The organism is Streptomyces sp. NPDC057950 (assembly GCF_042887295.1).
Taxonomy (GTDB): Bacteria; Actinomycetota; Actinomycetes; order Streptomycetales; family Streptomycetaceae; genus Streptomyces; species Streptomyces kaempferi.
The window spans coordinates 254,835-268,981 of the sequence record NZ_JBHVPP010000003.1 but is presented as its reverse complement, the minus strand read 5'-3'; the positions used below and the strand labels follow the sequence as shown (position 1 = coordinate 268,981).

10 protein-coding genes are annotated in these 14,147 nt (G+C 71.8%); 4 read left to right on the top strand and 6 right to left on the bottom strand.

Annotation, left to right across the window (positions count from 1 at the left end):
• Window positions 1-47 precede the first annotated feature (47 nt).
• Window positions 48-1,781, top strand: a complete 1,734-nt coding sequence (locus ACFVTC_RS08040) for an ABC transporter ATP-binding protein (protein ID WP_329287727.1) — start codon at window positions 48-50, stop codon at window positions 1,779-1,781.
• Complete coding sequence (locus ACFVTC_RS08035) at window positions 1,781-3,709, top strand: ABC transporter ATP-binding protein (protein WP_390125143.1); 1,929 nt, start codon at window positions 1,781-1,783, stop codon at window positions 3,707-3,709. Before ACFVTC_RS08040 ends, ACFVTC_RS08035 begins: the two co-directional genes overlap by 1 nt.
• Before the next feature lie 174 nt (window positions 3,710-3,883).
• Here ACFVTC_RS08035 and ACFVTC_RS08030 read toward each other — a convergent pair whose 3' ends face one another.
• The 5 genes from ACFVTC_RS08030 to ACFVTC_RS08010 form a co-directional block, all read right to left on the bottom strand.
• Complete coding sequence (locus ACFVTC_RS08030; RefSeq protein ID WP_390125139.1) at window positions 3,884-5,173, bottom strand: RNA polymerase sigma factor; 1,290 nt, start codon at window positions 5,171-5,173, stop codon at window positions 3,884-3,886.
• 247 nt (window positions 5,174-5,420) lie between these two features.
• Entirely contained in the window at window positions 5,421-7,331 is a 1,911-nt protein-coding gene (gene dnaG, locus ACFVTC_RS08025; RefSeq protein ID WP_390125136.1) for a DNA primase, read from the bottom strand.
• A 46-nt stretch (window positions 7,332-7,377) separates the two neighbouring features.
• On the bottom strand, window positions 7,378-8,643 hold the full coding sequence (locus ACFVTC_RS08020; RefSeq protein ID WP_390125133.1) for an NAD(P)/FAD-dependent oxidoreductase: 1,266 nt from the start codon (window positions 8,641-8,643) through the stop codon (window positions 7,378-7,380).
• A 93-nt stretch (window positions 8,644-8,736) separates the two neighbouring features.
• Window positions 8,737-10,110, bottom strand: coding sequence for a deoxyguanosinetriphosphate triphosphohydrolase (locus ACFVTC_RS08015; RefSeq protein WP_390125130.1), 1,374 nt, complete (start codon window positions 10,108-10,110; stop codon window positions 8,737-8,739).
• A 62-nt stretch (window positions 10,111-10,172) separates the two neighbouring features.
• Entirely contained in the window at window positions 10,173-11,087 is a 915-nt protein-coding gene (locus tag ACFVTC_RS08010) for a sirohydrochlorin chelatase (RefSeq protein WP_390125128.1), read from the bottom strand.
• Window positions 11,088-11,308: 221 nt separating this feature from the next.
• Here ACFVTC_RS08010 and ACFVTC_RS08005 point away from each other — a divergent pair, with 221 nt between their 5' ends.
• Entirely contained in the window at window positions 11,309-12,037 is a 729-nt protein-coding gene (locus ACFVTC_RS08005) for a vancomycin high temperature exclusion protein (protein WP_390125126.1), read from the top strand.
• Window positions 12,034-13,539 carry a membrane-associated oxidoreductase gene (locus ACFVTC_RS08000; protein ID WP_390125124.1) on the top strand — a complete coding sequence of 502 codons (1,506 nt, stop codon included), beginning with the start codon at window positions 12,034-12,036 and terminating at the stop codon, window positions 13,537-13,539. Before ACFVTC_RS08005 ends, ACFVTC_RS08000 begins: the two co-directional genes overlap by 4 nt.
• A 146-nt stretch (window positions 13,540-13,685) precedes the next feature.
• Here the strand turns inward: ACFVTC_RS08000 and ACFVTC_RS07995 are convergent, their stop codons facing one another.
• Window positions 13,686-14,123, bottom strand: coding sequence for a gamma-glutamylcyclotransferase family protein (locus tag ACFVTC_RS07995; RefSeq protein WP_390125122.1), 438 nt, complete (start codon window positions 14,121-14,123; stop codon window positions 13,686-13,688).
• Window positions 14,124-14,147: the final 24 nt, after the last annotated feature.

Genomic DNA, 14,147 nt, shown 5'->3' with positions numbered 1-14,147 from the left:
GGTGCACCACCGACCGCACTGCCGTCGCCGACTCCGAGAGAAGCCGCGTGCTCATACGACTGCTTCGGACCTACCTCAGTCCGTACAAGAAACCCATCGCCCTCCTGGTGTTCCTGCAGTTCCTGCAGACCTGCGCCACTCTCTACCTGCCGACCCTGAACGCGCACATCATCGACAACGGCGTGGTCAAGGGGGACACCGGATACATCCTGTCCTTCGGTGCCCTGATGATCGGGATCTCGCTGGTCCAGGTCTTCTGCAACATCGGAGCCGTCTACTACGGCGCCCGGACGGCGTCGGCCGTCGGCCGGGACATCCGCGCGGCCGTCTTCGACCGGGTGCAGTCGTTCTCCGCGCGCGAGGTCGGTCATTTCGGCGCCCCGTCGCTGATCACCCGCACCACGAACGACGTGCAGCAGGTGCAGATGCTGACGCTGATGACGTTCACCCTGCTGGTGTCGGCGCCGATCATGTGCGTCGGCGGCATCGTGCTCGCCCTCGGCCTGGACGTGCCGCTGTCCGCGATCCTGGTCGCCGTCGTGCCCATCCTCGGCATCGGCGTGACGCTGATCGTGCGCAGGCTGCGCCCGCTGTTCCGGACCATGCAGGTGCGCCTGGACACCGTGAACCGGGTGCTGCGCGAGCAGATCACCGGCAACCGCGTCATCCGCGCCTTCGTCCGCGACGACTACGAGAAGGACCGCTTCCGCGGCGCCAACACCGAGCTGACCAAGATGTCCCTGGCCACCGGCCGCATGCTCGCGCTGATGTTCCCGATGGTCATGACCGTCGTGAACCTCTCGTCGATCGCCGTGGTCTGGTTCGGTGCCCACCGCATCGCCAGTGGCGGCATGCAGATCGGTGACCTCACCGCGTTCCTCGCGTATCTGATGCAGATCGTGATGTCCGTGATGATGGCCACCTTCATGTTCATGATGGTGCCGCGCGCGGAGGTCTGCGCCGAGCGCATCCAGGAGGTCCTGGACACCTCCTCCAGCGTCGTGCCGCCCACCGCGCCCGTCCTGGAGCTGCGTCGCCACGGCCATCTGGAGATCCGCGGCGCCGGGTTCCGCTACCCGGGTGCCGAGGAGCCGGTGCTGAGGTCCATCGACCTGGTGGCGCGGCCGGGCGAGGTGACGGCCGTGATCGGGTCGACGGGCAGCGGGAAGTCGACCCTGCTGGGTCTGGTCCCCCGTCTCTTCGACGCCACCGACGGCCAGGTCCTGGTGGACGGCGAGGACGTGGCGAGTGTGGAGCCGCAGTTGCTGGCCAGGACGGTCGGGCTCGTCCCGCAGAAGCCGTACCTGTTCGCGGGCACGGTGGCGAGCAACCTGCGCTACGGCAATCCGGACGCGACCGACGAGGAGCTGTGGCACGCGCTGGAGGTGGCGCAGGCCAAGGGCTTCGTGGAACAGCTGGACAACGGCCTGCAGTCGGCGATCGCGCAGGGCGGCACGAACGTGTCGGGCGGTCAGCGCCAGCGCCTCGCGATCGCCCGCACCCTCGTGCAGCGCCCGGAGATCTACCTCTTCGACGACTCCTTCTCGGCCCTCGACTACGCGACGGACGCGGCGCTGCGGGCCGCGCTCGCCGAGGAGACCTCCGAGGCGACCGTGGTGATCGTCGCCCAGCGGGTGTCGACCATCCGTGACGCCGACCGCATCGTGGTCCTCGACGAGGGCCGGGTCGTCGGCACCGGACGCCACCACGAGCTGATGGCGGACAACGAGACCTACCGGGAGATCGTGCTCTCCCAGCTGACGGAAGCGGAGGCCGCCTGATGGCCGGGCCCATGGGACGCATGATGGCCGGGGGCGGCCCCGATCAGCGCTCGCTGGACTTCAAGGGATCCGGGAAACGGCTCCTGGCACAGTTCAAACCCGAGCGCGTCACCCTGTACGTCATGCTGTGCGCGGTCGTGTTCAGCGTGGGGCTCTCGGTCGTCGGGCCGAAGATCCTCGGCAAGGCCACCGACCTGGTCTTCGCGGGGATCATCGGACGGCAGATGCCGGCCGGGGCCACCAAGGCCGAGGTCCTCGCGGGCATGCGCGAGCGGGGCGACGGCGGTATGGCCGACATGCTCTCGGGGACGGACTTCACCCCGGGCAAGGGCATCGACTTCGGCGCCGTCGGCGACGTACTGCTGATCGCGCTCGGTACGTTCCTGGTGGCCGGTCTGCTGATGGCGGTGGCGACGCGCCTGGTGAACCGGGCCGTCAACAAGACCGTCTTCCACATGCGCGAGGACCTCCAGGCGAAGCTGTCGCGCCTGCCCCTCTCGTACTTCGACAAGCGGCAGCGCGGCGAGGTGCTCTCGCGCGCCACGAACGACCTCGACAACATCCAGCAGACGCTCCAGCAGTCGATGGGCCAGCTGGTCAACTCGCTGCTGACCATCGTGGGTGTGCTGGCGATGATGTTCTGGGTGTCGTGGCTGCTGGCGCTCGTCGCGCTGGTCACCGTCCCGCTCTCGTTCTTCGTCGCCACCCGCATCGGCAAGCGCTCGCAGCCGCACTTCGTGCAGCAGTGGCGCACCACCGGCATACTCAACGCGCACATCGAGGAGATGTACACCGGGCACACGCTGGTGAAGGTGTTCGGACGCCAGGAGCAGTCGGCCGCGCAGTTCGCGGAGCAGAACGAGAAGCTCTACGAGGCCGGGTTCAAGGCGCAGTTCAACAGCGGGGTCATGCAGCCGCTGATGATGTTCGTGTCGAACCTGAACTACGTGCTGGTGGCGGTGGTCGGCGGGCTGCGGGTCGCGTCGGGCACGCTGTCGATCGGTGATGTGCAGGCCTTCATCCAGTACTCCCGGCAGTTCTCGATGCCGCTGACGCAGGTCGCGTCGATGGCGAACATGGTGCAGTCCGGGGTCGCCTCCGCGGAGCGCGTCTTCGAGCTGCTGGACGCGGAGGAGCAGGCGGCGGATCCCGTGCCGGCCGCGCGTCCGGACGAGCTGCGCGGGCGGGTGGCACTGCACAACGTGTCCTTCCGCTACGACCCCGAGAAGCCGCTCATCAAGGACCTGTCCCTGAAGGTGGAGCCCGGACACACGGTGGCGATCGTCGGCCCGACGGGTGCGGGCAAGACGACGCTGGTGAACCTGCTGATGCGTTTCTACGACGTCACAGGCGGCCGGGTCACCCTCGACGGGGTCGACATCGCGTCGATGTCCCGGGACGAACTGCGGTCCGCGATCGGCATGGTGCTCCAGGACACCTGGCTGTTCGGCGGCACGATCGCGGAGAACATCGCGTACGGGGCCTCGCGCGACGTGACCCGCGGGGAGATCGAGGAGGCGGCGCGGGCGGCTCACGCGGACCGGTTCGTCCGGACGCTGCCGGACGGCTACGACACCGTGATCGACGACGAGGGAAGCGGGGTCAGCGCGGGTGAGAAGCAGCTGATCACCATCGCGCGCGCGTTCCTGTCCGATCCGGTGATCCTGGTGCTCGACGAGGCGACCAGCTCCGTCGACACCCGCACCGAGGTGCTGATCCAGAAGGCGATGGCGAAGCTGGCGCACGGGCGGACGTCGTTCGTGATCGCGCACCGGCTCTCCACGATCCGGGACGCGGACACCATTCTCGTGATGGAGAACGGGTCGATCGTGGAGCAGGGAGCGCACACGGAGCTGCTCGCGGCGGGCGAGGCCTACGCGCGGCTGTACCAGGCGCAGTTCGCCCAGGCGGTGGCCGAGGTCGACTAGGGGGTGTCGCGGAAGTCCCGTCGTCCGCCCGGAGGGCGGGCCTCGCGGCGTCTGGTGCGTGCCAGGCGTCGCGAGACAGGCGGGACTTTCGCAACACGCCCTAGGGGGAGGGGTGTTCGCCGGAGCGATCGCCCCTCCCCCATTCCTTCGGCGGGCGCCGGCGGAGCGGACGTCTCAGTCCAGGTAGCCGCGCAGCTGGTCCGCGAAGGCGTGGTCCCGCAGTTTGTTGAGGGTCTTGGACTCGATCTGGCGGATGCGTTCGCGTGTCACGCCGAAGATGCGGCCTATCTCCTCCAGGGTGCGGGGGCGGCCGTCCGCCAGACCGTAGCGGAGCTGCACCACCTTGCGTTCCCGCTCGCCGAGGGTGGAAAGGACCGCCTCCAGGTGCTCGCGCAGGAGGAGGAACGCGGCGGACTCGACGGGGGAAGCCGCGTCGCCGTCCTCGATCAGGTCGCCCAGCGCGACGTCGTCCTCCTCGCCCACGGGGGCGTGCAGGGACACCGGCTCCTGGGCCAGGCGCAGGACTTCGCTGACCCGCTCACTGGGGAGGTCGAGGTGGGCGCCGACCTCTTCGGGGGTGGGTTCGTAGCCGCGTTCCTGCAGCATGCGGCGCTGCACGCGGACCACCCGGTTGATCAACTCGACGACGTGGACGGGGACCCGGATGGTCCTGGCCTGGTCGGCCAGCGCCCGTGACATGGCCTGCCGGATCCACCAGGTCGCGTACGTGGAGAACTTGTACCCGCGGGCGTAGTCGAACTTCTCGACGGCTCGGATCAGGCCCAGGTTTCCTTCCTGGACGAGGTCGAGCATGGTCAGGCCGCGGCCCACGTAGCGCTTCGCGACCGAGACCACGAGCCGCAGGTTCGCCTCGATCAGCCGGCGCTTGGCCATGCGGCCCATGACGACCAGTTTGTCGAGGTCGAGGGCGAGTTGGCTGTCCAGGTCGGAGGCGAGCCGCAGCCGCTCCTCGGCGAAGAGACCGGCCTCCACCCGGCGGGCGAGTTCGACCTCCTCGACCGCGGTGAGCAGCGGGATGCGGCCGATCTCGCGCAGGTACTGGCGGAACAGGTCGGAGGAGGGGCCGCCGGTGTCCGCGGTGCGGGTGCGCAGCGGCTCCACGGGCTCGGGCGCCTCGGTCTCGACGTCGACCGCGTCCGCGGGCGGCCCGTCCGGCTCGGGCGGGACTTCCGGCTCCGCCTCGGGGTGGTGCGCGGCACGGCTCTGCGGGGGGAGCGCCGCGACGACGCCGGGCTCCGCGTCCGTGGAATTGTCGTTCTGTGTCAGGGTCTGGGTCTGCACGGGGGCGACCTCCAGGAATGTCGCTGCTGAGACGTGCGGCAGCGGTACGTCGGGGATGGGGTCGGCGGCCTCGCCGCTGTCCATCCCGTAGTCGTTTGGCGGAACGGCGGGTATCGGGAACCCGCCGCGTGCGGGTCGGCCGCGCTCCGAGGACTCAGGCACCGGAACCCAGTGTGGAGTACGACACATCGCCGCCACGAGGGGCGTGCGGTGACTTTTTGCGTCCGGTCCGTGACCGCGTGATTACCCTCGTGCACGAGTGCGCAGGGCCGGGCGTGTGAAACCTGCGGAAAGGCGCATGTGGGGGCGGGCGCTCCGGGGGCGGTGTGAGCGCCGGGGCCCCTTCAGTGGTGTGCGGGCTTCGGGCGCGGGGCCCGAGGCGCGGCGGCGGCCCGAACCGGGCCGGGCCTCAGAGCGCCTCCGCGCCCCGCTCGCGCAGCGCCTGCCCGTACTGCTGGAGGACCCACAACTCGTTCTGCACGGCGGTCAGCTGGGCCGGGTCGCCGTGGGCGCTGGCGCGGGCCAGGGCGCCCTGGACGTCCATGACGCGGCGCTCGACGGCACGCCTGCGGACCATGACGAGCTGGTCGCCGGCGTAGGTCTCGTCGACGGTCTTGCGCATGATGGCCTCGACGGCCAGCTCGGTGACCATGGCGCGCACCGTGTTGTCCGGGGCGGCCTCGCGGACCAGGACCAGGTACTCCTGGGGGTCCTGGGCTCCGTACTCCGCGCCGCCCGCCTCCATGATCGCCTGGCGTACGGCGGCGTACGGCGGGGCGGTGAACTCGTCGATCCCGTAGGCGTCGAAGGCCGGGGAGACCAGCTCGGGGCGCTGGAGGGCGAGCTTGAGCAGCTCGCGCTCGGTGGCGAAGACGGGGTTGCGGAGGTTGAGCGCGGGGCCGCCGCGAGGGGTCTGGACGGCGGCGTACGTCTGTTGGGGCCGCTGTCCGGAGGGGGCCGGGCCGGCCGGGCCCTTGCCGCCGCGGTCGCGGGCCCAACGGGCCAGCTGGGCCACCCGCTTGACCACGAACTGGGTGTCGAGGATGCCGAGCATGCCCGCGAGCTGCACGGCCACCTCGTGCTGGGCCCCGGTGTTCTTGATGCGGGCGACGACCGGGGCCGCCTCGTCGAGGGCGGCCGCGCGTCCGGCGGGGGTCTCCAGGTCGTAGCGGGCGACGATGTGGCGCAGCGCGAACTCGAAGAGCGGGGTGCGTGGTTCGACGAGGTCGGCGACCGCCTCGTCGCCCTTGGCCAGGCGCAGGTCGCAGGGGTCCATGCCGTCCGGGGCGACCGCGATGTAGGTCTCGGCGGCGAACTTCTGGTCGTCCTCGAAGGCGCGCAGGGCCGCCTTCTGGCCGGCCGAGTCGCCGTCGAAGGTGAAGATGACCCGCGCCGAGCCGTTGTCCATCAGCAGCCGGCGGAGGATCTTGATGTGGTCGCCGCCGAAGGCCGTGCCGCAGGTCGCGATGGCGGTGGTGATGCCGGCCAGGTGGCAGGCCATGACGTCGGTGTAGCCCTCGACGACGACCGCGCGGCTGGTCTTGGCGATCTCCTTCTTGGCGAGGTCGATGCCGTACAGGACCTGGGACTTCCGGTAGATCGCCGTGTCGGGCGTGTTGAGGTACTTCGGGCCGTTGTCCGTCTCGTACAGCTTGCGCGCGCCGAAGCCGACGACCTCGCCGCCGATGTCGCGGATCGGCCACATCAGGCGTCCGCGGAAGCGGTCGATGGGGCCGCGGCGGCCCTCCTGGGAGAGCCCGGACAGGAGCAGCTCCTTGTCGGAGAAGCCCTTGCCTCGGAGGTAGCGGGTGAGGTGGTCCCAGCCCTGGGGGCTGTAGCCGACGCCGAAGTGCGCGGCGGCGGTCTGGTCGAAGCCGCGCTCGGCGAGGAACTTGCGGCCCGCGTCGGCCTCGGGGCTGGTGTCGAGCTGCTCGATGTAGAACTGCGCGGCGACCTTGTGGGCCTCGACCAGGCGGATGCGTTCGCCGCGCTGGTGGGACGGGTTGTACCCGCCCTCCTCGTAACGGAGTGTGATGCCCGCCTGTCCGGCGAGGCGCTCGACCGCCTCCGAGAAGGAGAGGTGGTCGACCTTCATCACGAACGTGATGGTGTCGCCGCCTTCCTGGCAGCCGAAGCAGTGGAAGAGACCCTTGCTCGGGCTGACCTGGAAGGACGGTGACTTCTCGTCGTGGAAGGGGCAGAGGCCCTTGAGGTTGCCGCCGCCCGCGTTGCGCAGCTGGAGGTACTCCGAGACGACGGCGTCGATCGGGACCGCGTCCCGAACAGCCTTCACGTCCTCGTCGTTGATCCTTCCAGCCACGGGTGAATTCTACGGGGGCGCGGTGACAGCCGAGTGCCGCCGTGGGTCACGGGAGCAGACTGTCCAGCGGGACGTGCGGGTCGGCCAGTGCCTCGGCGTCCACCCGGGCCCGGGATCGGATCAGCTGCTGGATCGGATCCGTGACGTCCCACACATTCACGTTCATCCCGGCCAGCACCCTGCCATCCGTCAGCCAGAAGGCGATGAACTGCCGTTTGCCCGCGTCTCCCCGGATCACCACCTGGTCGTAGGTGCCCGGGGGCGCCCAGCCGGAGTACTCGAGTCCGACGTCGTACTGGTCGGAGAAGAAATAGGGCACGCGGTCGTACGTCGTCTCGCGGCCCAGCATCGCGCGGGCGGCCGCCGGTCCGCCGTTGAGGGCGTTGGCCCAGTGTTCGACACGCAGCCGGGTGCCGAAGAGGGGGTGGGGGAAGGCGGCGACGTCGCCGGCGGCGTGGATGTCGGGGTCGGAGGTGCGCAGCCGCTCGTCGACGGCGATGCCGCCGCCGTGCGCCCGGGGGGCGATCTCCAGACCCGCGGCCTCGGCGAGCCCGGTGCGCGGCGCCGCTCCGATGGCCGCCAGTACGTCATGGGCCGGGTGCTCCTCGCCGTCGTCGGTGCGGGCGGCGAGCACCATGCCGTCCTGGCCGACGATCTCGGTGAGGCGGGCGCCGAAGTGGAAGCGGACGCCGTGCTCGCGGTGCAGCTCGGTGAAGAGCTGGCCGAGCTCGGGGCCGAGGACCGAGTGCAGCGGGGTCGCCTCCGGCTCGACGACGGTGACCTCGGCGCCGTACTCGCGGGCCGCGGCCGCGACCTCCAGGCCGATCCAGCCCGCGCCCGCGATCACGATGTGCCCGTTGTCCCGGCCGAGCGCGGCGAGCACTCCCTTCAGCCGTTCGGCGTGGGCGAGGCGGCGCAGGTGGTGGACTCCGGCGAGGCCGGTGCCCGGGATGTCGAGGCGGCGCGGCTCGGCGCCGGTCGCGAGGAGCAGCTTGTCGTAGTGGACGAGGGTGCCGTCGTCGCCGAAGCGGACCGTCTTCGCGGTCCGGTCGATCGCGTCGACGGTCTGGCCGAGGTGCAGCTCCACGTCGTTCTGCGCGTACCAGGCGGGTTCGTGCACGAAGACGGTGTCGCGCTCCTCCTTGCCGAGGAGGTACCCCTTGGAGAGCGGCGGGCGCTCGTAGGGGTGGTCACGTTCGTCGCAGATCAGTATCACCCGCCCGGTGAATCCCTCCGCTCGGAGTGTCTCGGCCGCCTTGGCGCCGGCCAGGCCTCCTCCGACGATGACGAATGTCTGATCCGCGTCGACCACTTGATGCCTCCTCGTAAGGATGTCGCCCCATGCGAGCGTCCCGCACGCAGCGTGATGCGGGAAGAGGGAGTGGCCCGATCAGGCCACGCAGGGTCACACTCCGCCGCCCGTGCCGGGGCGGGTGGTGAGCCTGAGGTGCAGTGAGCGCGCCGAGGCGTCCGTCAGCGAGGCGATCTGGTCGACGATCACCCGTTTACGGGCGCGGTCGTCGGGTGCCTCGTCGAACAGTGCCCTGAACTGCGGGTCCAGGCCGTCCGGGGCGCGGGCGGTGAGCGCCTCGGCGAGTTCGGCGACGACGACCCGCTGATCGGCGCGGAGCCGTTCCTGCTCGGCGCGCTGCATGACGTAACGGTCGGCGACCGCCTTGAGGACCGCGCACTCCAGGCGAGCGGCGCGCGGAACGACCAGTTCCGCACCGTGGCGGGTGAGTCGGCCCAGGCCGTACGTGGCCCGTGTGGCGCCCTCGGCGGCCAGGCAGAAGCGGCCGATGAGCTGGCTGGTGGCGTCCTTGAGCCGGGCCTGCGCGATGGCCGATCCGTCGTAGCCGTGCGGCCACCACTCCTGGTCGAGGAGCCGGTCGAGGGCCTCGGCGAGCTCGGCGGGGTCGGTCTCCGCGGACACGTACCGCCCGATGGCCACCGCGAAGATCTCCTGCCGCTCCGGCTCGGCGTGCAGACAGCCGGGGTCGATGTGGCCCGCGTGCAGCCCGTCCTCGACGTCGTGCACCGAGTAGGCCACGTCGTCCGACCAGTCCATGACCTGGGCCTCGAAGCAGGTGCGGGTGGCGGGGGCGCCCTTGCGGATCCAGTCGAAGACCGGCCGGTCGTCCTCGTAGACCCCGAACTTCGCAGACGCGGGGTCGGTGGGGTGGGCGCCGCGCGGCCAGGGGTACTTGGTGGCGGCGTCGAGGGTGGCGCGGGTGAGGTTGAGGCCGACGCTGACCAGCTCGCCGGTCTCCTCGGACGGCACGAACCGCTTGGGCTCTATGCGGGCGAGCAGCCGCAGCGACTGCGCGTTGCCCTCGAAGCCTCCGCAGTCCCGCGCGAACTCGTTCAGCGCCTGCTCGCCGTTGTGTCCGAAGGGCGGGTGGCCGAGGTCGTGGGAGAGGCAGGCCGCCTCGACGAGGTCGGGGTCGCAGCCGAGGGCCGCGCCCAGTTCACGGCCGACCTGGGCGCATTCCAGGGAGTGTGTCAGCCGGGTACGGGGGCTGGCGTCCCAGGCCCGGTCGAGGGTCCCCCCTCTGCGGGCGGAGTCGAGGCCCTGGGGAAGGGTGCCGGGCGTGACGACCTGGGTCTTGCCCGCGAGCCGGCGCAGCGCGGAGGAGTGCAGCACCCGCGCGCGGTCACGCTGGAAGGCGGTGCGCCCGGGGCGTTTGTCGGGTTCGACCGCCCAGCGCTCGACGGCGGTCTCGTCGTACTCCTCGGGGCCGGTGTGGAGCTCGTACGCCTTCGGTGCGGTGCCTTCCATGCATCCGACAGTAGACGCAGGCGCTGACGATCGGGGCGCGGAGGACCACCGCGAGCCCCGGTTCAGGTGGTGGCGAGCTCGCGTTCAAAGGCCGGCTCGGGGGCCGCGAGGGCCTGGTCGTAACGGTGCAGGACGAGGCGGGCCATCGCCGGGTGGGTGCCCAGGGGCGCGGCGGCGATCCAGGGGGCGGCCTCGGCGCACTCGGTGGCGAAGCGGCCGGGCGCGGTGAAGCAGGAGGCGACGGCGATGCGGTGGCGGCCGCGGGCGGCCATGGCCCGTACGGCGGCCGGGACGGTGGGCGCGGCGGCGGAGGCGTACGCCGCCGCGACCGGCACGCCGAGGCGTTCGGCCAGCAGGCGTGCGGTGCGGCGGGTGTCGACGGCCGCTTCGGGGTCGCGGGAGCCGGCGGCGGCCAGCACGACACCGCTCGCCCGGCGGACGGCGTCACTCATCCGGGTGCGCCAGCCGGCCTCGACGAGCCGTGCGTACAGCGTCTCGACGAGCAACGGGTGCGGGCCGAGCGGGGCGGCGACGCGGGCGCGCAGGCCCGGGACGGCGGCCGCCGCGTCGGGGACGTCGCGCTTGACGTGGTGACCGCGGCCGAGGAGCAGCGGCACGAGGACGGCCCGGGGGTCGCGGGCCGTGTCGATCGAGGCGAGGGTGGCGGGCAGCAGCGGTTCGTCGAGCTCGAGGTGACCGAGCCGCACGGACAGGTGCGGGCGCAGCTCGCGGACCCGTTCGACGAGGGTGCTCACGGTGCCGAGCGCGCGCGGGTCGCGGCTGCCGTGCGCGACGAGGACGAGCGGCGGGAGCTGCGGCCGCCGCGTGCCGTCGAGGGCGACGAGGCTGAGCTGATGGCCGAGCCGGCTGGTGATCGCGGTCATGAGTTGCGCCGTACTGTCGAGGGGGGCGTCCGGGAGCGGCCGGCCCCCGGTGCCGGTCGGGGACTCGTCGTGAGGGGATTGCGACGCCGTCATGGACCGATCGTGCCGGTAGGAGGTTGCCATGCCGTTGCACCGGCATGACGGGTGTTTTCCGGGGGTTCACGATGGCGTTCCGCCGGTCCGTGAGGCTCCCGCACCCGCGGTCTGGGGGGCACCGGGTGACCCCGGTCACCACGCCGAACCGAACGGGCTTACGCTGCGTCCCCATCTGTCGAACACCGCCGCGAGCCGACGCCATCTGGGGGACACCGATCATGCTGCGCCTGCCGCGCCCGAGCATCCGTAGACCCTTCTTCCCGCGGCTCGGACGGCTTCCGCGACTCCCCCGCACCCGTGCCGGGCAGCGCCGGGCGGTGCAGGTGGTCATGGTGCTGTGCGTGCTGGCGCTGCTTCCCGCGACCTGGCTGTACGTGGTGACGGGCGACCGGCTGCGGACCACCGCGGACGTGCCGAGGACCGGGGTCGCGATGGTCTTCGGGGCGGGGCTGTGGGAGGGCGAGCCGTCGCCGTACCTGGCGCACCGGCTGGACGCGGCGGCGCGGCTGTACCGGGCGGGGCGGATCGAGGTGGTCCTCGTCACCGGGGACAACAGCCGCGAGGACTACGACGAACCGGACGCCATGCGCGCGTATCTGACGAGGCACGGGGTGCCGGACGGCCGGATCGTCAGCGACTACGCCGGGTTCGACACCTGGGACTCGTGCGTACGGGCCCGGAAGATCTTCGGCGTCCACGAGGCGGTGCTGATCAGCCAGGGGTTCCACATCCGGCGGGCCGTCGCGCTGTGCCGGGCGGCGGGGGTGCGTTCGTACGGCGTCGGGGTCGACGCGAAGCACGACGCCACCTGGTACTACGGGGGTGCCCGCGAGGTGTTCGCGGCGGGCAAGGCCTTGCTGGACGTGGTGTTCGAGCCCGATCCGCGGTTCCTCGGGCGCAAGGAGCCCGGGGTGGCGCGGGCGCTGGCGGCTGCGGGCGAGCGGTGATCCCCGCCGACCTGACGCCCGCGGAGTGCCGGGTCAGGGACGCCTTCCCGCGCGGCGAGGGCGTCGACTTCCGCGAGAGCCCCGACGAGGACCCCGCGGACGGGGCCTCCTGGGGACCGGAGCGGACCGTGCGTGCCGAGGTGCTGCGGGGGCTGCTGATCGGCGGAGCCGCCCAGGACGGTGAGATAGCCGGCCTGAGGCTGAGCGGGGCGCGCGTCACCGGACGGCTGGACCTCACCTACGGGACGGTCGACCACCCCGTACGGCTGCGGTTCTGCCACTTCGAGCAGGACCCGAACCTGTACGGGGCGCGGCTGCGCAACCTGGTGCTGAGCGACTCGGTGCTGCCCGGACTCACCGCGGGCACCCTGCGGGTGGAGGGGGTGCTGCGGCTCAGCTGCTGCCGTGTCACCGGGCAGGTGCGGCTCCAGGGCGCGAAGATCTCGGGCGCCGTCTTCCTGAACGGGGCGCGGCTCGGCGTGCCACCGGACCCGGACGCCCCGGACCGGGTTCCCGGCGCGCCGGAGACAGCCGTGGAACCGGCCCTCCAGCTCAACCACGCCGAGGTCGGCACCGACGTGTGGGCCGTCGGTCTCGTCGCCCACGGCCAGGTCCGGCTGAACGGCGCGACCCTCGGCGGCCAGCTGAACCTCGACGACGCCGAACTGCACGCGCCGGGCGGCACCGCGCTGCACGCCGAGACGCTGTCGGTCGGCACCGATCTGCGGGCCATGCGGCTGCGCGCGCACGGGCGGGTCAACCTGAGCGGAGCGAGGATTCCCCACCAGCTCAATCTGGCCTACGCCCGGCTGTCGAACCCCGGGGGACCCGCCCTGCGGGCCAGCAGCTGTGTCATCGGCGAACTGTGGCTGCGCGAGGCCGCCCCGATCGTGGGCACGGTGAATCTGCGCCGCTCCCAGCTGGACCTGCTGCACGTTCCCCCGGAGACCTGGCCCGGACAGGTGCGCCTCGACGGCCTCGGCTACCGCACCCTCGCCCCGCACCTGCCCGCCGAGCTGCGGCTGCCCCTGCTGGAGCGCGAGGAGTCCGGTTATCTTCCCTACGCCTACGAGCAGTTGGCGGCCGCCTACCGGACCGCGGGTGACGACGCCGGCGCGCGTACGGTGCAGTTGGCCAAGCTCCGGCGGCATCGCGGGACGCTGTCACGCCCGGCCCGGTTCTGGGGTCATCTGCAGGACGCGACCGTCGGGTACGGCTTCCGGCCGATGCGTGCCGCCGGCTGGCTGCTGTTGCTGCTGTGCACGGGTGCGGTCGCCTTCGCGCTGCACCATCCGCACGCCCTGAAGCCGGCCGAGGCGCCCGGTTTCAATCCGCTCGTCTACACCCTCGACCTACTGCTGCCCCTGGTCGACTTCGGGCAGGAGACGGCCTTCGCGCCGCGCGGCGGCTACCAGTGGCTCTCGTACCTGCTGATCGCCACCGGCTGGATCCTGGCGACGACGATCGCGGCGGGCGTCACCCGCTCCCTCAACCGCCAGTAGCCGACCGGCGGACTCCGCTCGCGCACCGGGCACCGCGTCCGGCGCACCCCGCACCGCACACCCGGCGCACCGGCTCTCCCGCCGGGCACCGGGCACCGGGCACCGGGCACCGGGCACCGGGCACCGGGCACCAACGACGGATCCCGTCAAGGCGTGCGCCGACGCTCGCGCCAGTCCCCGCCCGGGAGGAGCCGGCCGTGGGTCCGCAGCCGGGCGGCGACGGCGGGTGCGGCCAGGTACACCCAGGCCCGCGCGGCCGTGCCGTCCACGCGGGCCGCGTCGCGGACCACCCGCTCGTACAGGTTGCGGGGGTCGCCCGGCACGTACTCCTCCAGCCGGTCGAGCGCGCCGAGCAGTTCCGCGTACGCCTCGGGCAGCGCCGTGACCAGCTCCCCGCGCACGACACCCGCGGGTTCCTCGACGGCGTACGGGTATCCGGGTCCGTCGTACAGCACGATCCCCCGCATCCTGGCGAGCTGTTCGGACCGTGTCCGTCCGCGCAGGAAGAGGTCGTGGTGGTGTTCGCCGGGGCGCAGCGTGCCGTAGACGAAGAAGGGCAGCCGTTCCTCGTTCGTGACGCTCAAGAGCCACTCACCTCTCTCGGCCCC

Coding starts and splice junctions, on each gene's coding strand:
- ACFVTC_RS08035 (WP_390125143.1), top strand. CDS start 1,781: ATGGCCGGGCCCATGGGACGCATGATGGCCGGGGGCGGCCCCGATCAG.
- ACFVTC_RS08015 (WP_390125130.1), bottom strand. CDS start 10,110: ATGGAAGGCACCGCACCGAAGGCGTACGAGCTCCACACCGGCCCCGAG.
- ACFVTC_RS08010 (WP_390125128.1), bottom strand. CDS start 11,087: ATGACGGCGTCGCAATCCCCTCACGACGAGTCCCCGACCGGCACCGGG.
- ACFVTC_RS08005 (WP_390125126.1), top strand. CDS start 11,309: ATGCTGCGCCTGCCGCGCCCGAGCATCCGTAGACCCTTCTTCCCGCGG.